The sequence below is a fragment of the Flavivirga rizhaonensis genome, assembly GCF_004791695.1.
GTDB lineage: Bacteria > Bacteroidota > Bacteroidia > Flavobacteriales > Flavobacteriaceae > Flavivirga > Flavivirga rizhaonensis.
Window position 1 is genome coordinate 1 of record NZ_SRSO01000030.1, and the last position, 25760, is coordinate 25760.

At 33.1% G+C, this 25760-nt stretch carries 19 protein-coding genes and 1 pseudogene; 16 read left to right on the forward strand and 4 right to left on the reverse strand.

All coding sequences use genetic code 11. From position 1 onward, the window contains the following. Positions 1-105: pseudogene (locus EM932_RS21505) on the forward strand (IS982 family transposase); the annotation flags it as partial. Here the strand turns inward: EM932_RS21505 and EM932_RS21115 are convergent. The 4 genes from EM932_RS21115 to EM932_RS17365 all read right to left on the reverse strand — a co-directional run bounded on the left by EM932_RS21115 (position 102) and on the right by EM932_RS17365 (position 2159). Next, the gene (locus tag EM932_RS21115) at positions 102-302 is read right to left on the reverse strand and encodes a hypothetical protein (protein ID WP_211344315.1); all 201 of its coding nucleotides are present in this window, start codon (positions 300-302) and stop codon (positions 102-104) included. The pseudogene EM932_RS21505 and the gene EM932_RS21115 overlap by 4 nt on opposite strands. A 450-nt stretch (positions 303-752) precedes the next feature. Further along, positions 753-947, reverse strand: a complete 195-nt coding sequence (locus tag EM932_RS17355) for a hypothetical protein (RefSeq protein ID WP_246041129.1) — start codon at positions 945-947, stop codon at positions 753-755. Positions 948-991: 44 nt separating this feature from the next. Continuing rightward, complete coding sequence (locus tag EM932_RS17360; protein ID WP_317129378.1) at positions 992-1171, reverse strand: hypothetical protein; 180 nt, start codon at positions 1169-1171, stop codon at positions 992-994. Positions 1172-1556: 385 nt separating this feature from the next. After that, positions 1557-2159, reverse strand: coding sequence for an RNA polymerase sigma factor (locus EM932_RS17365; protein WP_135878474.1), 603 nt, complete (start codon positions 2157-2159; stop codon positions 1557-1559). A gap of 120 nt (positions 2160-2279) precedes the next feature. Here EM932_RS17365 and EM932_RS17370 point away from each other — a divergent pair, with 120 nt between their 5' ends. The 15 genes from EM932_RS17370 to EM932_RS17440 all read left to right on the forward strand — a co-directional run bounded on the left by EM932_RS17370 (position 2280) and on the right by EM932_RS17440 (position 25758). After that, positions 2280-3443, forward strand: a complete 1164-nt coding sequence (locus tag EM932_RS17370; protein ID WP_135878475.1) for a FecR family protein — start codon at positions 2280-2282, stop codon at positions 3441-3443. Positions 3444-3599: 156 nt separating this feature from the next. Then, positions 3600-7076: a SusC/RagA family TonB-linked outer membrane protein gene (locus EM932_RS17375; protein ID WP_170179837.1), complete on the forward strand. Its 3477-nt coding sequence runs from the start codon at positions 3600-3602 to the stop codon at positions 7074-7076. 19 nt (positions 7077-7095) lie between these two features. Then, positions 7096-8601 (forward strand): RagB/SusD family nutrient uptake outer membrane protein, encoded by a 1506-nt coding sequence (locus tag EM932_RS17380; RefSeq protein WP_170179838.1) that lies wholly within the window; start codon positions 7096-7098, stop codon positions 8599-8601. Positions 8602-8613: 12 nt separating this feature from the next. Then, a complete protein-coding gene (locus EM932_RS17385; protein ID WP_135878478.1) occupies positions 8614-9363 on the forward strand; it encodes a DUF1735 domain-containing protein in 750 nt (249 codons plus the stop codon). A gap of 231 nt (positions 9364-9594) precedes the next feature. Continuing rightward, entirely contained in the window at positions 9595-10971 is a 1377-nt protein-coding gene (locus EM932_RS17390; RefSeq protein WP_211344316.1) for a TlpA family protein disulfide reductase, read from the forward strand. A 51-nt stretch (positions 10972-11022) separates the two neighbouring features. Further along, positions 11023-11451, forward strand: coding sequence for a TonB-dependent receptor plug domain-containing protein (locus tag EM932_RS17395; protein ID WP_135878480.1), 429 nt, complete (start codon positions 11023-11025; stop codon positions 11449-11451). Between the two features lie 743 nt (positions 11452-12194). Then, the gene (locus EM932_RS17400; RefSeq protein WP_135878481.1) at positions 12195-16220 is read left to right on the forward strand and encodes an FG-GAP-like repeat-containing protein; all 4026 of its coding nucleotides are present in this window, start codon (positions 12195-12197) and stop codon (positions 16218-16220) included. Positions 16221-16407: 187 nt separating this feature from the next. After that, positions 16408-17583, forward strand: coding sequence for a DUF4249 domain-containing protein (locus EM932_RS17405; protein ID WP_135878482.1), 1176 nt, complete (start codon positions 16408-16410; stop codon positions 17581-17583). A 25-nt stretch (positions 17584-17608) separates the two neighbouring features. After that, positions 17609-20029: a TonB-dependent receptor gene (locus tag EM932_RS17410; protein ID WP_135878483.1), complete on the forward strand. Its 2421-nt coding sequence runs from the start codon at positions 17609-17611 to the stop codon at positions 20027-20029. A gap of 27 nt (positions 20030-20056) precedes the next feature. Continuing rightward, the gene (locus EM932_RS17415) at positions 20057-21025 is read left to right on the forward strand and encodes a hypothetical protein (RefSeq protein WP_135878484.1); all 969 of its coding nucleotides are present in this window, start codon (positions 20057-20059) and stop codon (positions 21023-21025) included. A 330-nt stretch (positions 21026-21355) separates the two neighbouring features. Further along, on the forward strand, positions 21356-22768 hold the full coding sequence (locus EM932_RS17420) for a sugar porter family MFS transporter (RefSeq protein WP_135878485.1): 1413 nt from the start codon (positions 21356-21358) through the stop codon (positions 22766-22768). A gap of 34 nt (positions 22769-22802) precedes the next feature. Continuing rightward, on the forward strand, positions 22803-23495 hold the full coding sequence (locus tag EM932_RS17425) for an RraA family protein (RefSeq protein WP_135878486.1): 693 nt from the start codon (positions 22803-22805) through the stop codon (positions 23493-23495). Positions 23496-23506: 11 nt separating this feature from the next. After that, positions 23507-23788 carry a UxaA family hydrolase gene (locus tag EM932_RS17430; RefSeq protein WP_135878487.1) on the forward strand — a complete coding sequence of 94 codons (282 nt, stop codon included), beginning with the start codon at positions 23507-23509 and terminating at the stop codon, positions 23786-23788. A gap of 2 nt (positions 23789-23790) precedes the next feature. Then, complete coding sequence (locus tag EM932_RS17435; protein ID WP_135878488.1) at positions 23791-24981, forward strand: UxaA family hydrolase; 1191 nt, start codon at positions 23791-23793, stop codon at positions 24979-24981. 12 nt (positions 24982-24993) lie between these two features. Beyond that, the gene (locus EM932_RS17440) at positions 24994-25758 is read left to right on the forward strand and encodes an SDR family NAD(P)-dependent oxidoreductase (protein ID WP_135878489.1); all 765 of its coding nucleotides are present in this window, start codon (positions 24994-24996) and stop codon (positions 25756-25758) included. Positions 25759-25760: the final 2 nt, after the last annotated feature.

Sequence of the window (25760 nt, forward strand, 5' to 3'; positions counted from 1 at the left end):
ATTACCAACTTGATTGCTAGTTTAATTGCTTATTCTTTTCAAGAAAAGAAACCTGCTATCAAATTTGAAACATATAAGTCTGAACAATTAGCATTGTTTTTCTAAATCCTTAGCTCGAACTCAGGTTCAGAAGTTAAAAAATCAGCATGTTCTAATTCCATGAGATAATTACCAACAGTTTTTGGAGTACCTAATTCCGCATCAATTAAAAATTGACGTTTTGTATAAGGCAATCTAAATAAGATTTCTATAAGTTCTTTAGAATATACTTTAGGTATTGTAGCTTTTACCTCTTCAGTCATACATCTTTATAAGTGCTGTTACATCCTTTAAACGCTTTAAGCCTTTATTTGCAGTAAACTCTATCATCTCATGCATGTAAAGTAAAGCACCCATGCTTCTCAATCTTCATTTTCTGTAACGTTTCGTTATTTTACATAGTAATCTGCTTTATTTTTAATAATGTATTTACTCAAATAAATAGCAGAAGTATCTACTAAAAGTTTTTCAATCTTTAAATTAAAGTAACAATTACATCTGTAAATTAAACAAGAGTAAATATAGTAAAATATTACGCTCGTTAAAATTATAAGGGTAAATATTACACTCGTTTCAATATTATCTGAACTATAATGTTAAAAAGGAAAGGGAAAACAAAGATAAGTACTAGCGTGCTTGATGTTCTCTGCTTTCTCTTTCCTTGTTTTAGTTTCTTTTAAAAAATTAATGTTGTTGGGTTAGTAGTTTCTATTTTACTTTTTAGATTTCGTTTTAAACTTTTGAAACAAATGTTTTAAAATAACTGAAACGACAAAACTCACAACAGTACCAATAATAGCCAAAACAATTGTTGTAGTGAGGTCTTCAACACCGATATTAGCTACTGATGAAAAGAAAGTGCCACCAATAATGGCAGATTTAGTATTATGATCTATCGTCAGTTGCATCTATTCCAATTTCTGATGTATCCTCATCTTTTACCACTGCTTGACTAACGACAGTAGTAACCGTTCCTGCAACTGTCGTAAGTTGTAATAGTGACAACCAGAGCAGGCATTGTAATAGGAGCTGCAATAATAGCACCGCCAGCTGTTGTTAAAGCGATACCAATGTTTCGTAAAGTTTTGAAAAACTTTGGAGTTGGTTTTTTATAACGTTCAACAATGTTCATGATTTTGAAATTTAATAGTTAACAAAATTTGTTCTTTTCGGTCTTTAACTTGATATACTAAAGACAATAATTTTTGCATCGCATCTTTTGAATAAATGTCTTTGCCAATGCCGCTTAAATAAGTTACCGGTGCAACACAGCGTTCTAAATCTCAACTGCTCCTAAGTAATAACTAAATATTTCACTTACAAAATTCGTTTTAAAGGATAATTATCCGCTCATAAGTTTTCAGCCTTATGCTTTTAAATTATTTTGAAATTGATTTTTTCCCCTAGATATTTAAGAGAGTTTTACAAATAAGATATTTAAGAAACCCTTTGTCTTGTAGTTATGAAAGAACTACCCACAAAAACTAAACCTAGGTAGTAATAAAAAGTAGAAATAATTAAATGTTAAAACTTTTTGCTTTTAAAACATTATTAAAGTCATATAAGATAAATAAGATAGGCTTGATTTTATCACCTAATTTTTTGTTTAGAAGCTTAAAAGCCCTAGTCATATGTCCTTCTATTGTTTTAATGGAAATATTTAAATGTTCAGAAATTTCTTGATGAGTAAGCCCCTCTTTCTTATTTAAAATAAAAATCTCTCTACATTTAGTAGGTAAATTGTTAATTTCTTTATTTACAATTGTCATTAACCTATCAATGTCCAAACTCTCATTTTCTATAACTAAATCTATAGCCTCAATATATTTTTTTTCTAAATAAATCACTTTAACATTTTTTCTAAATTCAGCTATAAATTCATTATAAACAGATTTATATAAATAACTTCTAACTGAAGATGTATAGTTAATTTTCTTTCTATTAACCCATATGGTTACCATTACATTTTGAACAATATCCTCTGCCTTATTTTTATCGTTGATTAAAGAACGAGCATAAGAACATAATTTGCCATAATAGGTATCCATTAAAAAATCATAGGCCTTTTTATCTCCAGATTTCAGTTTTTTTGATAAATAGTTATGTTCGTGAAAATTCAAGTTTTGAGTTTGTTTCTTATCAAATGTATAAATGAATTGTTAATTATTCTAAAAAAGTTTAAAAAAAATAGAGGGGTATCAAATTATTTTTCATCATAGTTAATAGAATAGTGTAATAAAATGGGGCAAAAAAGAATCAAATTAATTATTGTTAAGTTTCTTAATAAAGAAGCAAATCAAGATGAGTTAATCATTCTTGATTTATGGTTGCGAAATAAAAAAAATCAGGTTCTTTTTAATCAATTTATAAAAACCGAATACTTAATTTCTTCAAGTATGGATGAGTTTGATTTAGAAAAAGCAAAAATAACAGTCAATAAAAAACTGAAAATAAATTTACGAAGACACCGTATAAAACAATTTAGCAAGTATGCGGCAGCGGCAGCAGTATTAGTGCTTTTATTATCCCCTTTTTTATTTAATAATTCAAATAGAATTATTAGTAATGATACTCCAGTTACTCCAGTTATATCTCAGGAAGCCATAACAAAAGGTTCTAACAAAGCTATTTTAACTTTACAGAATGGTACAAATATTAGCTTAGAAAAAGAAGAAAATTATATTGATGATAGCAAAACTAGTAATGGTAAGGAATTAGTCTATAATAAAATCTCAACAAAAAAACAAGAAACAACTTATAACTACTTAACTATTCCTAGAGGAGGGCAATATATTGTAAAACTTTCTGACGGAACGAAGGTTTGGCTAAATTCAGAATCTAAAATAAAATACCCCGTTAATTTTATTGATGGAAAAACTAGAAGCATTGAATTATTATATGGTGAAGCTTATTTTGAAGTGTCTCCAAGCACCAACCATGGAGGTTCTAAATTTATAGTACACTCGAAATCTCAAGAAATTGAAGTATTAGGAACCAAATTCAATATCAAAGCCTATAAAGATGATCATTTTACTTACACAACTTTAGTTGAAGGTAGTGTGTTAGTAAATAACTATACCAATCAAAAAGTACTTACTCCAAATCTACAGTCCATTATAGATGTAAATTCTTCAAACATTTTGATATCTAAAGTTAATGTATCTGAAGCTATTGCCTGGAAAAATGGCATTTTCAGTTTTAAAAATATGCCACTTAAAGATATCATGAAAACATTATCCAGATGGTATGACACTCAAGCTATTTTTATAGATCCAGAAATAGAAGGAATAAAGTTTACTGGTGTTTTAGGGAAAGATCAAAGCATTCAAGACATACTAACAATAATAACTAACTCTAACAATTTAACATATGAAATAAAGAACAATACTATCTTTTTAAAATAAAAAGAAGGAAATAAGGTTCGGAATTCTCACACTACAAACCTGTATTTCCCTCTGTAAGCATTAATCAATAAATATTAACTAACACATAACAAATTTATGGAAATAAAAACTAACTATTTTCTTTTCTTCAAAAGAAAAGAAATTATTAATTTCATTATGAGAACTTTTATACTCCTATTTTGCACTGCAGCTTTCAGTCTTTCTTCTGGAGAGCTATTTTCTCAAGATGTAAAAATTGATATTGACTCAGATAAAACCATCACAATTGATGAAGTTTTTCAAATTATTAAAACGCAAACTGATTACAGATTTGTTTATAGATCTGATGCTTTTAAAAATGCGCCTAAAATTTATCTAAAAAAAGGCCTCATAAATGCGCATGATTTATTGGTTAAAAGCCTTGCTTTTGGTAATTTATACTATGAACTAACACCAAATAGGACTATTGTCTTAAAGGAACGTAATCAATCTCCCATACAAGAACCTATTACTGGAGTAGTAAAGGATGAAAGGGGTTTGCCTCTTAGTGGTGTTTCTATAATAGTTGATGGTACTACAAAGGGAACATTGACAGATTTTGATGGAGGATATAGTATTGTAGTCAGTAAAGGGCAACTACTTAGCTTTTCTTATCTAGGAAAAAAGGTACAGATTATAAAAATTGGTGATTCCAATATTATTAATGTTATTCTGGAAGATAGTGTGGAATCGTTAGAAGAAACCATTGTAGTTGCCTATGGAACTTCAAAAAAGAAATCTTTAGTAGGTTCTGTATCAACTATTAATGCCAAAGAGATTGAAGAAAGACCCATTACCAATTTTGCTCAATCGCTCGAAGGTACTGTAGCTGGTTTGCAAACGGTAACTGCAGAAGGTCGCCCAGGAGCTTCCCCTCAAATTATAATTAGAGGTATAGGTACAGCCAGATTGGGTTCGTCATTTGAGCCTATAAGTAGGCCATTATTTGTTATAGATGGCTTTCCTTTTGATGTTACTAATGATACCAGTGGTACTTTTAACAGTTTTGACCCGCTAAGTACAATTGATCCTTCTGATATTGAAAGTATATCCGTATTAAAGGATGCATCAGCAACTGCACTTTATGGTGCTAGAGCCGCTAATGGTGTTGTCTTAATTACAACTAAAAAAGGAAAAGGAAAGGTAAGATTTAACTTTAGAAGCCAATTAGGTGTCGTAACACCGGCAACATCTTTAGCAAAAACATTAGACAAACCTCAATATTATGAGGTAATGTGGCAAGGGTTAAAAAATCAATTTTCTGCCTCAAATGATTCTCAAACGGCAGCTGCATTAGCAACAGATAACTTGATATCGCAACTTGGTTATAATGTGTATAATGTACCAGATAACGAATTAGTAAATAATCAAGGAGTTTTTAATCCTAATGCGCAACTATTATTTAATGATTTCGATTGGTGGGATGCTACTACTGGGCTTGCTTTAAGAACAAATTATGGTATGGATGTTTCGGCAGGTAACGATAAATCTGATTATTTTGCTTCATTTAGTTACACTAAAGATGAAGGGTATGTATTAAATTCAAAACTTGAACGATTTAATGCTCGTATCAATACAAACTCACAAGCAACTAATTGGTTAAAGTTAAGCGCAAACTTAAATGCCAGCCATAATATTGGTGTTGGAGATCGTGTTACTAATACTGCTTTTGGAGGGAATCCAATTTCATTCCCTAGACTTATTGGGCCAATTTATCCAGTATTTATGCATAATGCAGATGGAAGTTTTGTGCTTGATGAACTAGGTAACCGTGTTTATGATATAGGCCAAGATAGATTGGGAGCAACTGGTAATGTGCTGTATGCTAATGCTTTTGGTGATCGGCCATACCAAGTTGGTAGCCATCCAATTGAATCGAGTGTAGTGAACGATAATTTAAATACCACTACAATTCTTTCAGGACGATCAAATGTAGATATAACCTTTTTAAAAGGTTTAAGGTTTAGAACTGGTTTAGGTGTTGATTTAAATAACAATAATGTTAGGAGTTTCTTCTTTGATCCAGACCCTAGAGAACGAGATGCCAGTAGAAGGAATTTTACACAAAGAGCAATTACATTTAATCAATTATTATCATATAATAAACAATTTGGAAAGCATACTTTTGATATATTGCTGGGTCATGAAAGTGTAAACAATCAAAATGAACGCTTTTCAGCAGCTAGCTCCAATCAGATATTTGATGGTAATATTGAACTTAATAATTTCAATCCTAGTGCAATAGACGATGAGTCTAGAGTTACTTCAAGTTTCATAGAAACCAGTTTAGAAAGCTATTTTTCTAGATTAAATTATGAGTTTGATGCTAAATATTTTGCATCATTATCTTACAGAAGAGATGGTACCTCCATTTTAGAGGAAGATGCTAGATGGGGTGATTTTTATTCCGTTGGTTTAGGATGGATTTTAAGCAATGAAAGCTTTTTAAATGATGCAGACTGGATAAACTTTTTAAAACTAAGAGCATCACATGGTACATCAGGTAATGTAGCTGGCTTTGGTGCTTACGAATCGCAAGCCACGTATTCAAGAAATGATAATGGAAATCTACTGGGCTATGTGCCAGGTAACCCTGGAGGACGTGAACTGGTATGGGAAGGTCAACAATTAACAGATATAGGTGTAGAATTTACGTTATTTGGTAACAAAGTTTCGGGTACTATTGAATATTACAACAAAACATCAAAAGATTTAATATTTCAAGTTCCGCAAGCACCTTCATTAGGAATTAGATTTAACGAACTCAATGTAAATATTGGCGAAATTGTTAATGAAGGTTTAGAAATTCAATTACAGTCTGATATAATTAAAACCGATGATTTTACATGGAATGTCAATATAAATGCTTCAACAGCAAGTACTAAGGTTACAGAACTTTCAAGAGATGAACCAGTAAATTTAGGCTTCAGACTTTTAACAGAAGGACATGACTTATTTGAATGGTATGGAAGAGACTTTGTGGGGGTTAATCCTGCTAATGGTGATCCGTTATATCGTGGTTTACGCTCTCCAAACGATTATGATCCTGCACGAGATATTATTGTAGCTAATGATACATTAACCTCTAATGCATCTAATGCGCAAAATTATCGTACGGGTAAAACAGCAACACCTGACATATTTGGAGGCATCACCAATACATTTACTTATAAAAGATTTAGCTTAACAGCATTACTAACATATCAAATTGGTGGTTATATGAACAATGTTAGTTACCTAGAGCTATTGCACCCAAGATTAGGGCAAACTGCACATGTAGATATTTTAAATGCATGGAAACAGCCAGGTGATATAACAGATGTACCCCGTGTTGATTTTAACACAAATCATCTAAATAACGTGACAGCGTTTTCCAATAGGAATCTAGTGAGTCGTACAAGTCTAAATATTAGACGTATCACTTTAAACTATCAATTCCCAAAAAGAATATTGAGTAATATAGCCATGAACAATCTTAATATGTATGTAACTGGTGAGAATTTGGCATTTTTTTCTGCCCAAAAAGGGCTTAATGCTGGTGCTGGCTTAGGTCAGAGTGTAACAGACTACTCACCTGGAAGAATCATTAGTTTAGGCTTAAATATTGGTTTTTAAAAAATTAATCATGAAAATTATGAAAAAAATAAAATATATAATCTTTAGTGCATTAGTCTTCACACTGTTTTCTTGTTCAGAAGATTTTTTAGACAACGTAAATCAAAATAATCCAGCGCAAGGAGTGATTTTTGATAATACGGAAAATGCACAGTTTGCTCTTAATGGGTTAATTCGATCTTTATACGATGTCTCCAATAATTTCACCAATGCACCGCAAAACGGTTTTTATGAATACGGTGGCTATCCTACAATGATGATGACCATGGATTTTTTGGGAGAGGATATTCCATTTGTTGGTACATCTCCAACGCTAAGATGGACTGAAGCGTACAATTGGGGTATGATTACAGGTTCTGATGCGGGATTATTAGAATATCACTGGTTAGAAGCATATAATATTCTAAACGTAGCGAATTCTATTATCGATAATATCGATGGTGCTAGCGGACCGCAATCAATCAAAGACAACATCAAAGGACAAGCGTTGGCTGCAAGAGCTTTTGTATATTTTGATTTAGTGCAGTTATTCGCTGATAGATACGAGCCTGGTGGAGCAAACAATCAACTTGGTCCAATACTATATACAACAGCTACACAATCTACGCAACCGAGAAATACGGTAGCTGAAACATATGAGCTAATCAATTCAGACCTTGATGCTGCTATGAGCCTACTCGATTCAGAAGAGAGAATTGATAAATCGTATATCAACAATTCAGTTGTTCTTAGTTTAAAAGCCAGGGTAGCGCTTGTTCAAGAAGATTGGCAAATGGCTATTAATATGGCTACTGCCGCTCTAGCTAATTATTCTTTAATGGATAATACAGCATACCAAAGTGGGTTTAATAGTTTTAATAACGATGAGTGGATTTGGGGCTGGAATATGGAAGAAGGGGCAAGAGATTCTAATATTTTCGCTAGTTTCTTTATAAATATGGCATGGAACGGTGTTTCAAGTGATGTTCGTGCTAATCCTAGAGTGATCTTCTCAGCTTTATATGATTTTATACCAGATACAGACGTTAGGTCGACCATTTTTAGCGAAGATGCTCCAGATCCAGATATTTTTCCAGGTAGTGGTTATACAGTAGTGCCATATCATTCGTTTAAATTTGAATCAGAAGTACTTACTGTAGGAGATCAAACGGGTGACATTCCCGTCATACGGGCTGCAGAAATGTTGTTGATTAAAGCTGAAGCGGAGCAACGTAGTGGTAATGATACAGCAGCAGCACAAACATTGTTTAACCTAAATTCAAATAGAGATCCTAACTATACGCTCTCAACAAATACTGGTCAAACCCTGTTAGATGAGATATGGATGTATCGCAGAGCGGAACTTTGGGGTGAAGGGCACAGGTTTAAAGATTTAAAACGAAATAATTTAGATCTAGATCGTTCTGGAGGCAATCATAATCCTGCCGTGGCTAAAGTTATGAATGTTCCTGCCAGTGATGAACGTTGGACATGGCTTATTCCTGATGTAGAATTGGATAGAAATCCAAATATTAACTCTAATTAAAAAATAAAAATCATGAAAAAAATATTGTTTTTTCTAATGACTTTGTCATTGATTCTATCATGTGAAGATGAGCAGGATTTTACTAATACCACATTTAGTTTTGCTTCTTTTGATAAAGACAACTATAACTTAACAGTAACTCTTGGTAGTTCTTCTACACAGAGTATATCTGTAGCGGCTTCAATAGCCTCAAGTTCAGAAAGAGTGCATGCTATTCAAGTGGATACTGATGCTTCTAACATAACACCATCGTCATACACAATACCTAATTCAATTACTATTCCAGCAAATCAAACAACTGGAAGTTTCGATATTATTGTAACTGATGATCTTGAGTTATCTGGTGAGACTTTAGTGCTAAACTTGATTGATGATGATTTTACTGTACAACCAGCTACCGTAAATGTTAAACTTTTTTGCCCACAACAACCTCCCGCTTCTGGTACATGGACTATAAGAATGCGAGATAGTTATGGAGATGGTTGGAATGTTGCGGCTGTAACGATAATGGTTGATGGCGTATCTACAGATTACTCTGTACCTCAAAGTGCTGGAAAGGATACAGTTGAAGATACATTTGATGTAATCGCTGGAGCGACTGAAATATCCGTAGTATTCAATAGTAATGGAGAAAGGTGGACGGATGAGGTAAGCTATGAAGTTTTAACACCCGCTGGTGATATTGTTTTAGAAGTTGCTTATAGTGATCAGAATATCTCCACTATAGATGAAACAGAAAATTTTAATTATTGTGTTTTTTAATTATAAAATCATTAAATCTTTACTATAGAAAACATAATTAAAGAAATAATTATTTGAATTAGTTTGAGAAAGGGGTGGTAATAGTTTTCATCACTCCTTTTTTTAGTTGATTTATACTTAATAAATATCTATAGGTATCTGGTATATCTAAATTTAATAAAATACTAAATAATTTTAAATATGACTCTTTATAAGAAACGTAAAATATCACAAAATCTCGTTACAATAACGATGACTTTTAATATAATGATTTTAGTAGCATTGCTAACGTCATGCAATCAAAAAACTATTGATTATGCCATTTTATCTGGGAATGTCAAAAATAGTGATAATACCAAAATAACAATTTATGGAGTATCTAAAACAGAAACTGCTAATTATTTAAAAGAAATAGAAGTTGATCAAAATGGTATTTTCTCTGATACGATCTATTTAAAAACCCCAGGTCATTATATATTCTTTAATGAGTATATATATATAGAACCTGGAAACAACCTTAATGTAAGTTTTGATGCTAAAAGACCTAGAGAAACACAAAAATATAGCGGAAATGGTGCGGTAATTAATAATTATTTAGTGGCAAAACGCCTCAAGGAAAAAGAATTGATACCAAAGAGGTCTGAATATGCCAAACTTGATGAAACCAAATATATCGCCTTGTTTTCGAATATGAAATCTGAACTTCAAAAACTACTAGCATCTTTAAAACAAACACATCCTAAGTTTTACGAAAGCGAACTGAAAAATCTAGAATATGACTACCTGTACAAGTTATACTCTTATGAATCTTATCATAGAGCTTTTACAGATAATAAAACATTTAAGCCATCTGCTAAAATCACAGATATTTTAAATACTATCGACTATGACAATGCTTTAGATTATGGTTTTTCGGGTGCTTATCGTTTATTATCTCTTAGAAATTTTTTAAACTATGACTTTTATCCACAAGTAACCGATTTAGACCATAAAGACACAATCGCCAAAGTTTTTAGTGCTATTAAATCTCTTAAAAGTGAGAATATTAAGAACGGTCTAGCTTCAGATATGAAAAAATTTATGAACCCAACTATTGAAAATATTGAGGCTTTGAATACTGGTATTATGGAAATGGTTACAGACTCTATAACCCGAGTTGAAGTTATTGAGAAGTACAACATTGCTAAAAGATTAACAAAAGGACAAAAAGCACCTTCTTTTAGTTATGAAAATTTTAAAGGAGGTACGACATCTCTAGATGACTTAAAAGGTACATATGTGTATATAGACATGTGGGCTACGTGGTGTGGGCCTTGCAAGCGGCAAATTCCTTTTCTTGAAAAAATCGAAAAACAATATCATGATAAAAATATTGCTTTTGTAAGTATTTCTATAGATTCTGATAAAGAGGCTTGGAAAAAATTTGTTGCAGATAAACAGTTGGGAGGAATTCAATTACTAGCAGAAGGTGCTTGGAAAGCTTCTGTGATGACAGACTATGATATTGATGGTGTGCCAAGATTTATGTTATTTGACCCAGAAGGAAAAATTGTTACAGTAAATGCACCTCTACCATCAGACCCAGAATTATCCGAAATATTAGACAATTTGTTAATAGAGAAAATATAATCATAAAGTTAAGTTTATTCCAAATGAGAATTGGTATTACTACATCGTAACATGAAAAAAAGAACCCAATCTGTTTTTTTACTTTTTTTATTATTCGTTGCTGGCTTTTTATTTCAATGTGCGCCGTCTCAAAAAGCAGTTAAGAATAGCAATAAAACAGCTTCAAATGAAGTAAAGCCTGATGAATTGGATACTAATACCTTAACTATTATTGATATGTTAAGTAAAGTCTCTGGTGTAAATATTTCTGGCAATGATGAAAATGCTACAATTCAAATAAGAGGAACAAATACCATTAATGGTAATTCGGAGCCTCTTTTTGTAATTGATGGAATAGTTATTGGAAATGGTATAAGAAGTATTTATAATAGAGTGCAACCTAATCAAATACAATCTATTCGTGTTTTAAAAGGGAGCGAAATGTCTTTTTATGGTGTTAGAGGAGGAAATGGAGTCATTGAAATTAAATTAAAAAAATAAATTTTAAAGATTTCGATAATGATATTTATTTGAACGATATGTAGATAAAATAAAATTTTAACATTTCACTAATAAGGAATAGTCATAAAAAAGACTCGTTACTATTATACATTCAAAAATATAAAAATTAAAAAGATAAAAAAATCATCATAATAGGCATTTCGTCACAAATTTTTTATGCTCAAAAGTTAGACTTAAAAGCTAATTTACCAATAGATAAAAGTTTTAAAAAGGATATTTTAAAAAATGGCTTAACCTATTATCTAAAAAATAAAGAATATTTATAAAGACCGATTTAGTAATGCAATAGATTTTTAATTATTTTTTAAACACATTACTGGTTAATACTTAGGGTTCTCTTTTTAGATACCTAATCTCAATGTATTAGTAGCATTGTATACAGGAGAACGCTCAAAAGTTTAAGTTATATCAAAAAGGTATAAGGCAGTAACAATGAGAAAAATTTGGTTATGATAACCCTTTTTTTTAGGTCTTAACAAGCCATCATCTTTTTATTAGATTTACTAATTTTATATGTTTGGTCATAGTAATTAGTAAAGTGTCTATAATATTCAAAATATACCATATATATTATAATTTAAACCATTTGTTGTAAATCATTTTTTTGGATAAGTGTATTTTTAGCGTATACAATTTTTCTCAGGAATAAGAGAAAGTTGTAGAATTAGATAGTATAAACAATATCTGGTTTCTTAGCAACATTCTTTAATCGATTACTTGCCATGTTTGAAAAAGTATACTTATTCGCATTTTTTGTCACGAGTATTTGTTCACCCACAGTTTTTTCTCAAAACTTTGTTCGAGCAGAAGTCTATACAGGCTTAAATATCCTGGAAGATAATAATGGAGTTGCCGTAGCAGACTATGACAATGATAACGATTTAGATATTTTTGTAGTTGCTAAAAGGCAAGAAAGAGAGGGTTTTGAAAGATCATTCAGTAGGCTTTTTCGTAATGAAAATAATGGACGATTTACCGATGTAACTGTTCAATCTGGTTTAACCAATTTGTTTGTAGAAGATGTTGACGATGGTATAGATTTTTTTGGTCTAGACGGTTTTAAGTATTCGGTGTCTTGGGGAGATTATAATAATGATGGCTACCCCGATATTTTCTTTACCTATGCGCATAAAGTTCAGTTATTTACAAATAATGGCAATGGTACTTTTACAGATGTTACGCAATCTTCTGGAATTGTTCAAAATAACGGTTGCAATAATACAGGAGCGACTTGGTTTGATTTTGACAACGATGGTTATTTAGATTTATATATTAACAGTTGGGGCTTATGTTATAATAATACCTTATACCGAAATAATGGCAACGGAACGTTTACTGACGTTACCATAAATACAGGACTAAAATTAGATTTGGCCAGACGAAGTTACATGATGGTACCTTTTGATTTTAATGATGATGGCTATCTGGATATGTATGTGTCAAACGATCTTTCTGATGTAAATTATTTATTCATAAACCAAAATGGTGAATCATTTATTGATCAAGCTGATGCCTTTGCATTGGGAAGTCGAGCAAATGTTAATGATATGAGCATAGCTATTAGTGATTATGAAAATGATGGCGATTTTGATGTGTTTACATCTGGAGTTGACGAAAATAGTTTATTCGAAAATGATGGTAATGGTATGTTTACCATGGTATCTCCTCAAAAAAATATAATGAAATCTGGTTGGTCATGGGGAAGTAATTTCTCAGACTTTGATTTGGATGGAGATGAAGACCTTTTTGTTGCCAATGGCTATTATTTTGTTGAAGCACAACCTAATACTTATTATAAAAATTTAACAATTGAAGGAAATAACACGTTCGTAGATGATTCTGCTAATTCTGGTTTAGCTGAAATTACAAGAAGCACCGAAGCTACTGATTTTGACTATGATAATGATGGTGATCTGGATATTTTCGTAACCAATCAAAAGCAACCTTCATTTTTTTATGAAAATAAATTAATAGATACTGGTCAACCTGATAATTTAAATTGGCTACGCGTGCAGCTTCAAGGTACGGTTTCCAATCGAGATGCTATTGGTTCAACAGTTACCGTTTCTACGTCTAGTGGCGTTTATAATAGATACTATTCAGGGGTTGGCTTTTTATCACAAAACTTACAACCAGTACATTTTGGTTTAGGTAATGCAACACAAGTTTTGGAACTTAAAATAAAATGGCCTTCTGGATTAATTGAAACATATCCAAATTTAAATTCCAACACATTTATCAAAGTTATTGAAGGACAGGGTTATGAAGTTTTAAATATTATGCCAAGTGCTAAAATATTTGGGTGTACAGATCCAAAGTCGTGTAGTTACAATCCAGATGCTACTTTTAATGATGGTTCAACATGTACTTACATTGAAACGAAACCAATCGAAGGACCATCAAGTTCAGGTATAAATAAAATAGAGACATACACATATCCAATTTCTGCTACTGGATCAGCTAATTGGTCTGTAGAAGGCGGGCATATTATTGATGGTCATGGAACAGCACAAATTACTGTACAATGGGGATTAGAATCTTCAGGAAAAATAACGGTTATTGAAGTCGGTACTGGATGCATTAGTGAGCCCCAAGAACTTGAGGTGCCTTTGAATGTTAATAATGCACCAGATCATGTATCTATTGCAAGAATATGGAATGAAGCTTTGCTTGAGGCCATTAGAAATGACTTTGCAAGACCAACCGTTCATGCCCGAAATTTGTTCCATACATCCATAGCGCTCTATGATGCGTGGGCTATTATAAGTGATAATGCCAAAACGTATCTTATTGGGAAACAGGTAAATGGGTTTTTAAGAAGTTTTAAAGGGTTTTCAACAACTGAAAGAACAGAAGTGGCACAACGAAAAGCTATAAGTTATGCCGCTTATCGATTATTGTCACAACGTTTCAAGAACTCTCCAGGAGCTCAAGAAACCTTAGAACGATTCGATTTAATAATGCAACAATTAGGATATGATACTAGTTATGATAGTATAGATTATTCAAACGGAAGTGCAGAAGCCTTAGGGAATTTTATTGCCAAAACCATAATTGATTATGGTAATATGGATGGTTCAAACGAAAGCGATCAATATAATAATTTAATTTATAAACCCCTCAATCCTCCTCTTAAACTGTCAGTACCTGAAGAACCAATAGGAATAATTGATCCTAATCGATGGCAACCACTAAGTTTCAATACATTTATAGATCAAAGTGGTAATTTAATAGCGGGTTCTACACCAGATTTTTTGGGTCCTGAATGGGGTAATGTTTTCCCATTCGCACTAGAAAAAAGTGATAAGATTGCACACCAAAGAGATGGTAACGATTATAATGTCTATTCAGATCCTGGAACCCCACCTTATTTAAGTATTTCAGAGCACACAACATCTAGTGATTTATATAAATGGAATTTTTCTCTTGTATCTGTTTGGAGCTCACATTTAGATCCTTCCGATGCTATTATGTGGGATATTTCCCCAAAATCTATTGGTAACATTGATATCGAATCAATTCCAGAATCATTTTCTGATCATCATACGTTTTACAATCTAATTGATGGTGGCGATATTAGTAAGGGACACCAACTTAATCCAGTAACGGGTCAACCTTACGAAACCCAAATGGTTCCTAGAGCTGATTATGCAAGGGTACTGGCAGAGTTTTGGGCAGATGGTCCAGATTCTGAAACCCCCCCAGGGCATTGGTTTACCATTCTAAATTACGTGAACGACCATCCGCTTTTTGAAAAGAAATTCAATGGTGAAGGAGCATCTCTTGACGCTTTAGAATGGGATGTGAAAGCTTATTTTATTCTGGGTGGTGCCATGCATGATGCCGCCGTAACTGCATGGAGTATAAAAGGATGGCATGATTATGTAAGGCCTATTTCTGCAATAAGATATATGGCAGAATTAGGGCAAAGTACAGATCAAAGCTTGCCAAATTATCATATTGGAGGTTTACCATTAATAAACGGCTATATCGAGTTGGTAAAAGAAGGCGACATATTAGCTGGAAAAAATAACGAAAACATAAATAAAATTAAGGTATTGGCATGGAAAGGTCATGAATTTATTCAAAATTCTGAAACCGATGTTGCTGGCGTAGGTTGGATTTTAGCAAAAAATTGGTGGCCTTACCAACGCCCTTCTTTTGTTACGCCCCCGTTTGCGGGTTATATTTCGGGCCATTCCACATTTTCTAGAGCAGCGGCCGAGGTGCTGACTCTACTAACTGGAGACGAATTTTTCCCAGGCGGTATGGGCGAGTTTGTGGCAAAAAAAGATGAATTTTTGGTATTTGAAAAAGGTCCGTCGGTTGATGTAAGATTACAGTGGGCAACTTACAGAGATGCCTCAGATCAGACAAGTTTGTCAAGGATTTGGGGAGGCATTCATCCTCCAGCGGATGATTTACCTGGGCGTTTAATAGGCGAGAAAATAGGAATTAATGCATTTAACTACGCTTTACCTTATTTCTCTAAAAATGAGCATACTGAAGAAGTTAAAGATATGGTTTTTTATCCTAATCCAATAGAAAATAACGAGTTGTATATTTCAAATACCAGCGAGATGGATGACATTATGTTATTCGATATTCAAGGGCGTCTTATTAATGTTTTAAATAAATCGTTTGATGAAACCAATAATATAACAACCATTAGGTTATCATCAAATTTAACCTCAGGGCTTTACATTATAAAAGCCAGGAATATTTCAAAAACAATAATAATTAAATAAATTCCAAAACTAGCGGAGTGTTTTTAAGTATTGCGAGTTTTTATATTATTTAGGTTTCTCTAAAAGAAGCAAAAAAGAGAGGCGGTTTATATATTAACATGCATTATACCATCCTTTTCTGTAGCATTATACCATGCTAATTGTATTAAGATTACTCTAACTTTAACATGCTGAAAAATAGCCTAATATGTTTCGTAAAATAAAGTGTCTTTTTGTGTTTCTGTCTTTTTTAAGTTTAACATTACATACCAGTTGTACAGATCCTGTTGTTCCAGAGTATGAGTATAAAGAAGGATTGGTATATGTAGATGCATATGTTTCAACTGCAGTTGGTGGATCATACGTTCTAATAACAGAAACCTCCTTTTTGTCAGGGAATTTGGTTGATTTGTTTGTTAAAAATGCAACTGTATCATACAGGAATGTTGAAACAAATAATGAAGTTTTCTTAACAGAGTCTGATAAAGTTTATGTGCCCCCAAATGATTTTTTCGCTTCAGTTGATGAAATATGGGAACTCTCAATTAAGTTTTCGGATGGTAGAGTATATAAATCTAAACCAGAAACCATAATAGCACCAGTAGGTTTTTCAAATTTAAAAGCCACTTATAATAGTGAGTTATTATACCGAGAAAGCGAAAAAGCTTTCCTGCCAGGCCATTTTGTTTCTTTAGACCTTGATGATCCTGGTGCTGACAAGAATTATTATTTCTGGAAATTTCGTTCGTTTGAGAAACTCGAGTTTTGCGAACAATGTCCCGAACGTATTTTTAGAGATGGAAAATGTGTTGCTAGTCCCGTATCTCTACTTAAAAATAAGTTGATGTCATATGGTTGTGATACGGATTGTTGGGAAATACGGTACAATGAAGACATAACAATTTTTTCTGATGATTTTACAAATGGCGTATTAGTACAAGGTTTGCCTGTAGGCAACGTCATATTATATACTAAAAATAATATTGTAGTGGAAATGCAACAATTTTCGCTATCTCCTTCTGCATATAAATATTATAAAGTTTTAAAAGATATTGTAGATAATAACGGGGGTTTTAATGCACCACCTCCAGCGGCACTTATTGGGAATATGTTCAACCCTAATGATAGTAACGAGTTTGTTTTAGGCAGGTTTACTGCGGCATCAGCGGTTGTGAAATCCGTTTTTATTGATAGGTCACAAATTGAAGATACACCAGTATTGCGCGATAGAGGCTCTGTTTTTTATGAGCGTTGTAGAGATATTTGTCTCCCATCAGAATGTGAATTAGTACCACCACCAGATCGTTGTAACCCAATTACAAGTGTGTCATGTGAAGAATCTAGATTTAGAACAGGGATAAGACCAGAGGGGTGGATAGATTAATTACAACTAGTTAAGGTTACATTTTATGAAAATATTTTTACTTATTCTTTTATCAATTTTACTAATTCATAGCGCTAAAGCTCAATCTGATACGTATGAATTGTCCTTTAAAGTTAAAAATCAAAATACCAATGAAAATTTGGAGGATACCCAGATTTATATAACGCCGTGTAATTGTGGAGGAGTTACCAATATAGATGGTTCTTTTGCAATAAATTTACCCAAAGGGGAATACAATTTAAGCATCACTTATATAGGATTTAAATCGCATAATCAAAAGATTTTATTAGATAAGAATATACTTATAGAAGTAGCTTTGGAAGAAGCCCAGGAGCAATTGTCTAAAATAATACTAAGAGCTAAAAAAGCAAATGATAATATAGATAGGCCTCAAATGGGGGCGATACAATTAGAAGCAGAAGAAATTAAAAAATTACCTTCAGCATTGGGAGAGATTGATGTATTAAAAGGTGTTACTTTATTAGCAGGAGTTAATAATGCAGGCGATGTAAGTAATGGGCTTTCCGTTAGGGGAGGATCGTTAGATCAAAACCTCATTTTATACGATTATGCGCCAGTATTTAACCCAACACATTTATTTGGTCTTTTTTCAGTTTTTACGCCAGATGTACTATCATCTATAGATTTATATAGAGCAAATATTCCTTCCAGATATGGAGGTAGAGTGGCTTCAGTTTTAGATGTTAAAGTGAGAAACCCTTACATAGATAAATTTAAGTTAAGTGGTGGTATAGGTTTAGTGTCTACCCGCTTAACTGTCGAAACACCATTAATAAAAGATAAATTAACAGTTGTTGCTGGTGTTAGAGCTGGTTTAACAGATTTTTTACTACCTGTTTTTTCTGAAAGATTGAAAAATACAAAGGCTAAGTTTGGTGATGCTACCGTAAAATTAATGTATTTACCAACCAATAAAGACCAATTAACCTTTACAGGATTTTATAGTAAGGACTTTTATCAATTAGATTTAATAACCAAAGTACAAAATGTAAATGCAAAAAGTAATCAGTATGATTTTGGAATGCTAAATGGCACACTTAATTGGCAACATGCATTTAATAATAAAACGAGTTTAAAAACAATTTTAGTAAGCAGTAAATACACACCGCAGATTATCTTTCCCGAATTTGGGAATAATAATGAAATCAGATTTCAATCTAGAATAAATTATTTAAGCCTTATATCAGAATTAAAAAAGAATGTCAATAATGAATTTGATTATTATGCTGGAATACAGGTTAATAAATACAAAATTGAGCCAGGGAATTTAAATCCAGGTAGTGCAGATAGTGTACTTCCAGTATCGTTAAATTCTGAAACCAGTTATGAGTTATCAGGATACTTAAATGCCAATTGGTCTCCAACAGACAAACTATCTTTATCAGCAGGATTACGTTATAATCATTTTAGGTTAGTAGGGCCATATACTCTGGCAAGTTTTGATGAAACAGGAGAAACCATTTCAGATACTAAAGAATTTAAAAAAGGAGATTTAGTAAAATCTTACAACGATTTTGAGCCCAGATTAGGACTTTCATACAAGTTAAATAAAAAAACATCTGTTAAAGCCAGTTATGCTATAATAAACCAGTACCTTCAAAATGTGTACAACAGTACAACACCTATCCCTACATCGCGCTGGAAAATGTCAGACACCAATATAAAACCACAAAGAGGAGAAACTTATGGCTTAGGTTTTTATCATAATTTCAGAGAAGATGATAAAATGCTAACCATGGGGTTAGAAGGCTATTATAGAGACACTAAAAATGTATTGAGTTACAAACCTGGTGCAGATTTTTTTCTTCAAGAATATTTAGAGCGAGATGTTGTTCAGGGTATAGGTAAGGCTTATGGTGTCGAGTTTAGTCTTAAAAAACCAAAAGGAGATGTTAATGGTTGGATTAATTATACATGGGCTAAAAGTCGATTAAAATCTTACAACGAAAATCTGGCCGATCGAGTAAATAACAATAATTGGTATCCATCTGATTTTGATAGAACTCATGTTGTCAATGCTACTATTAATTTAGAAGGTGATAAATATAATACCTTTAGTTTTAATTTCACAGGACAAACAGGTAGACCTTACACAGTTGCAAATGCAGTTGTTAAAGTAGATGATTTAGAGGTTCCAATATTTATAGATAGAAACAATGCACGTCTTCCTATATATCATCGTTTAGACCTTTCTTGGAATGTTCACTTTAGTGGTAGCAAAAAGAATAAAAGATGGAAAAATGATTGGACTTTTACTATTTATAATATTTATAGTAGAAAAAACCCATTTAATATTTATTATACACAACGTACAGAAGAAAGATTAAATAGAGTCATTTTTCAAGATAGCCCTTTAGGTTCGTTTCAACTTTCTGCTTTAAATAGTCCTTTATTATCTTTAACTTATAATTTTACATTTCAATAGCGTATGAATTTTTATAACACTTTAATAATGTTATTTTTTATTGTAAACACAATAAATACAAATCATATTCAGAATACAGTATCTCCTAAATACCCTTACGCTACTTTAAAAAACGATGCACTAGAAGTCACAATTTTACTTCCAGATAAGGATAAAGGCTACTATCGTGGTGTGAGGTTCGATTGGTCAGGTATTATTGCACAGGTAACATATGATCATCACACCTATTTTAAGAATTTGGAAGACAATGATTTTGAATACCCAAACACAAGTCATGACCCAACAAACCCTGGATTAGCTACTGGTACAGCCGAAGAGTTTAGAGATCCACTTGGCTATGACGAGGCAAAAATAGGCGAGCCCTTTGTGAAAGTTGGTGTTGGCGTATTGGAAAAATTAACAAACGATCCTTACCATTGGGACTATCGTTATAAATTGATAAAATCTGCGGAATGGGAAATAGAACACCACAAAGATAGCATACGTTTTACGCAAAAACTAAGCACAGATTTTGGATATGCTTATGAATACACAAAAACCATAATTCTTAACCCAGATGCTCCAGAAATAACAGTATCCCATTCGCTAAAAAATACAGGGAGTAAAACAATTGAAACCAATCCGTATTGCCATAATTATTTCAAATTTGATAATGATGCCATAGGAAGTCATTACAAATTGAGTTTTCCAAATTCTATTGAACCTGAGTCAGACTTTGGATCAAAAGCATATTTCACTCAAAATGAATTAAAAATTAAAGGTACTCTAAAGGATTCTGCCGTAGTTCAAGGAAGTATAAAGACAAAAGATGCTAAAACATTTACACTGTTTAATTCTAAAAGTAAAACAACCACACTTGTAAGCTATGATGTTGCACCGGGGTTCTTTTACCTTTACGCTTGGAAAATTGCATATTGTCCAGAACCAATGGTTTTTATTGATATTTCAAGGGGAGAGTCTTTCAATTGGAGTTTTAGTTATGAGTTTAAGAAATAAATAGAAAAGTATTGTGTTATCTTAATTATTCTAAAATAATGAGTTTAAGTGATTTTTTAAGATAGATTAAAGCAATTTGTAGATATTATAGATCAATTATTAGGAAGGAACTTTTAATACATTTGTTATTCAAACTAAACTAAATTAAGTTGAGAATTCTTAATCTCAATTTCTAGACATTTAATACCGTGGTTTTGTGTCATATAAGATTGCGGTATTTTAATTTTAAATATTTATCATTTACAGTATGGAATATTTATATAGGTTTAGTGGTGTTTAGGATAATGCAAATAGATAGTAAATACTAATTACATAATCTAAATTTTAAATATGAGTAAAATTTTTACAAAAAAAGATGCGGGAGGAGCTAATGCATACTTATATTTTATATGTATTGTAGCAGCCTGTGGAGGCTTGCTTTTTGGCTATGATGCCGTAGTAGTTTCAGGAACAAATTCTCAGGTTGTTGAGCAATTTTCGTTTACTAACGCTCAATTGGGGTTTTATGTTAGCTGTGTACTTTGGGGATGCGCTATAGGTTCTGGTGTTGCAGGTCCTATTTCAGATGCATTTGGTCGAAAAAAAACTTTGATGATTTCGTCCATTCTTATTTTTCTTTCTGCAACATGGAGTGGGTTTGCTCCAAATCCTACCAATTTAATATTTGCAAGATTGTTAGGAGGTTTTGGTATCGGAGCGGCTACCATGGTTTGTCCTTTGTATATCTCAGAAGTATCTCCAGAGAAGTTCCGTGGCCGAATGGTTACTTTATTTCAGTTAACCATAACCGTTGGTATCGTATTATGTGTATTTACAAATTGGGGTATTTTTAACTTCGCCACAAGCAACACTGGTGTTAGTACACTATCTCCATTTTGGAAATGGTTTGCTGTAGATGAAAATTGGCGTGCTATGTTTATGGCAGAGGCCATACCAGGAGTTCTTTTTTTGGTGTGTGCATTTTTTATTCCTGAAAGCCCTAGATGGTTGGTAAAGCGAAATAAGGCGGATGAAGCTGAAAGAATTCTTGCCAGAATTAATGGAAATACAAGAGCCAAAGAAATAAGAGATGAAATAGCAGATACATTAACGGTAGAACAATCCGTCAAATTTTCTGATCTTTTTAGAAATAAGTTACGCAAACCCTTAATATTGGCTGTTTTAATTTGTGTGCTTTCAGAGGCATGTGGTGTTTCCGTAATATTTTATTATGGTCCGCAGATTTTTGAGGATGCAGGTTTCGATTTAGGCGGTTCTTTAGGTGGTTTCGCCAGTATTGCATTAGTAAATTTTGTTGCTACTCTGTTTGCATTAGCCTTTGTAGATTCTGTTGGACGAAGAAAACTTTTGGCTTTTGGTGCTATAGGAGCGTTTTTTAGTCATATTGTCATTGGTTTATTATTTATGAATGGCGTTATGGGTTGGCCAATTGTAATTGCTATTAATGCATTTGTAGCATTTTTTGCTTGCGCTATTGGTCCCGTAAAGTTTGTAATTGTATCAGAGATTTTCCCCAACCAAGTTCGAGGAAAAGCTATTGCTCTAGCTACTGTTTTTATTTGGATTACAAGTGCTTTAGTAGCGCAAGTGTTCCCAATAATGGAAGCGGCAACATCGCCAGGAGTTATCTACTTCTTTTTTGCGGCAGAATTAGTGTTGTTATTGCTAGTAGTTAAATTCCTTATGCCAGAAACTAAAGGACGTACAATTGAGGACATAGAACGTTCGTGGTTAAAACATTAAAAATGTATCTTTAATAATATCTAATATAAGTATAATGAATCTTTGGAAAGATGATAATGAGTTGTTTCAACTTGCGAAAAAAGAGCTTTTTGTTGCTCTGGTGGGAGACGTTATGGATAAAATGGGGCTTTTGCACCAATTTTTGCCACAACAAATAAAACCTTTAAATACTGAAATGGTTGTAATAGGCAGGGCTTTCCCTGTTTTAGAAGCTGATGTATATGCTGAAAAATTAGAAGGAACTGCAAATCCAATAATGGCTAAACCTTTTGGAATTATGTTTGAGGCTTTAGATAGTCTCAAAAAAAATGAAGTATATATATGTTCTGGTTCTTCTTATAACTATGCACTATGGGGCGGTTTAATGAGCACTAGAGCCATGAAATTGGAAGCTTCGGGAGCTGTTGTTAATGGTTTTTCTAGAGATACCAACGAAATACTCCGTTTGGATTTTCCAACGTTTTCGGCAGGTACTTATGCGCAAGACCAAGGCCCAAGAGGTAAAGTGATCGACTATGGATTACCTATTGAGTTTGGGGGTGTTCCAGTAAATCCAGGAGATGTGGTTTACGGCGATAGGGATGGTGTAGCAATCGTGCCGTCTCATGCTGTAGAAGAAGCTTTTGCTTTGGCATTAGAAAAATCTAGAGGAGAGAAAACAGTTCAGAAAGCTTTAGAGAATGGAATGAGTACCGTTGAAGCTTTTGAGACTTTCGGAATTATGTAAATAATTAAATTATGTCCAGTAGAAAAATTATAGTGCTCAATGCATCAGATAACGTGGGTGTTGTTATTTCCAACCTTAGTAAAGACGAAAAAATTACTATAGACGGAGAGGCAATCTGTGCAATTTCAGACATCGATTTTGGTCATAAAATAGCACTTAAGGATTTACCTATTGGAGCTCTTGTTAAAAAATATGGTGTACCTATTGGAGTTATAACACAACAGGTGCATGCAGGTGAGCATATACATGTGCATAACATGGAAAGTTTATACATGAAACAGTTTACTAAATAATCATGTTAAAAGGATATTTAAGACAGGATGGTAAAAAAGGCATTCGAAATTATGCGCTGGTGGCGTACACGGTAGAATGTGCCCATCATGTTGCTAGAGAAATACAATATAATTTTAGAGATAAAGGCGTACATGTTATTGGTTTTCATGGATGCGCACCAAACGATTATGCCAACCAAATGATGCAAGCACTTTGTACGCATTCCAATGTTGGTGCGGTATTAATTGTTTCCTTGGGCTGTGAAAACTTAAATAAGGAAGCGTTAGAAAAACAAGTCATCGCTTCGGGTAGACCAGCAAAAACCATAACGATTCAGCAATCTAAAGGAAGTAGAAATTCAATAGATATAGGAAAGGCGTGGATTAAACAACAGGTTGAAATCCTTCAAAATACACCCACAGTAAATATGGCCATGGACGAGTTAATTGTTGGTACTATTTGTGGAGGGTCTGATGCCACTAGTGGAATTACAGCAAATCCCGTAATAGGAAAAGTTTTTGATAGTATCTTAGAACAAGGAGCTACAGCTATTTTTGAAGAAACAGGAGAGCTAATAGGTTGTGAACATATCATGGCTGAAAGAGCATCTACCCCAGAGTTGGCTAAACAACTTGTTAAAACAGTCGATAAGGCCAAAGATTATTACATGAAAATGGGCTTCGGAAGTTTTTCGGATGGGAATGCCAAAGGCGGTTTATCTACTATCGAAGAAAAATCAATGGGTGCATATAGCAAAAGTGGCAATTCCAAAATTAAAGGTATTATAAAGCCTGCAATTTGTCCTACAACCAGTGGTTTGTATTTGTTGGATGTTGTTCCAGATGGCGAACCCATGTTTGGATGGCCAAATGCTAACGATAATGCCGAAATAGCAGAGTTAATAGCCTGTGGATCTCATGTTGTGCTATTTTCAACTGGTAGGGGTTCAGTAGTAGGTTCTGCGGTTGCGCCAGTCATAAAAATTTGTGCAAATCCAGAAACTTATAATAATCTTGCTGAAGATATGGATATTAACGCAGGTAAAATTTTAAATGGAGAAGCCACATTAAATGAGGTTGCCGATGAATTAGAACAATGTATTTTGAATTTAGGAAACGGAAAGCTATCCAAATCTGAAGAATTGTTGCATCAAGAATTTCAACTCGCTTATAAAAAGTTTAATCAACTAGAACCTGGTTGTTTACCAGGATAATATTATAGAATAATGAATTTGTCACAATTCAGTTTAAAAGGAAAAACGGCTCTAATAACGGGCGGAGGTTCAGGTATTGGTTTAGGTATTGCAAAGTCTTTTGTTGAAGCAGGTGGTAGTGTAGTGATTATTGGAAGAACAGAATCAACCCTAGCAAGCGCTTGTATCGAATTAGGAGAAAATTCAAGCTACTATGTGTTCGATATTACCAATCAATCAGGTATGAAGAAATTGGTTTTACAAATTATTAAAGATTGTGGTCCCATCCATACCCTTGTGAATAATGCAGGGATTCACTTAAAAGCCACTGTCTCAGAAACTACAGATGAAGGTTTTTTAAAAATTATCCAAACCCATTTGCTAAGTTCATTTACACTAAGCCGTGAAGTGATGGAATCCATGAAGAGACACGATATTAAAGGTTCTGTTATTATGATTAGTTCCATGACGGGGATTATGGCGATGACAAAAGTTGTAGCTTATACCAGTGCTAAAACGGGTATGTTAGGGTTAATGAGAGGGTTATTAGCCGATTATGCCGAAGATGGTATTCGTGTAAATTCTATAGCACCTGGTTGGATAGAATCTAAAATGTTACACCAAGCATTGGATAGTGATACTGAAAGAAAAAATAAAATTTTAAACCGAATTCCATTTAAACATTTCGGGAAACCAGAAGATATAGGAAATGCCGCTGTCTTTTTAGCATCCAATGCTTCAGTTTATATAAATGGCGTTTTATTGCCTGTTGATGGTGCTGCTGCGGTTGGTTTTTAGTG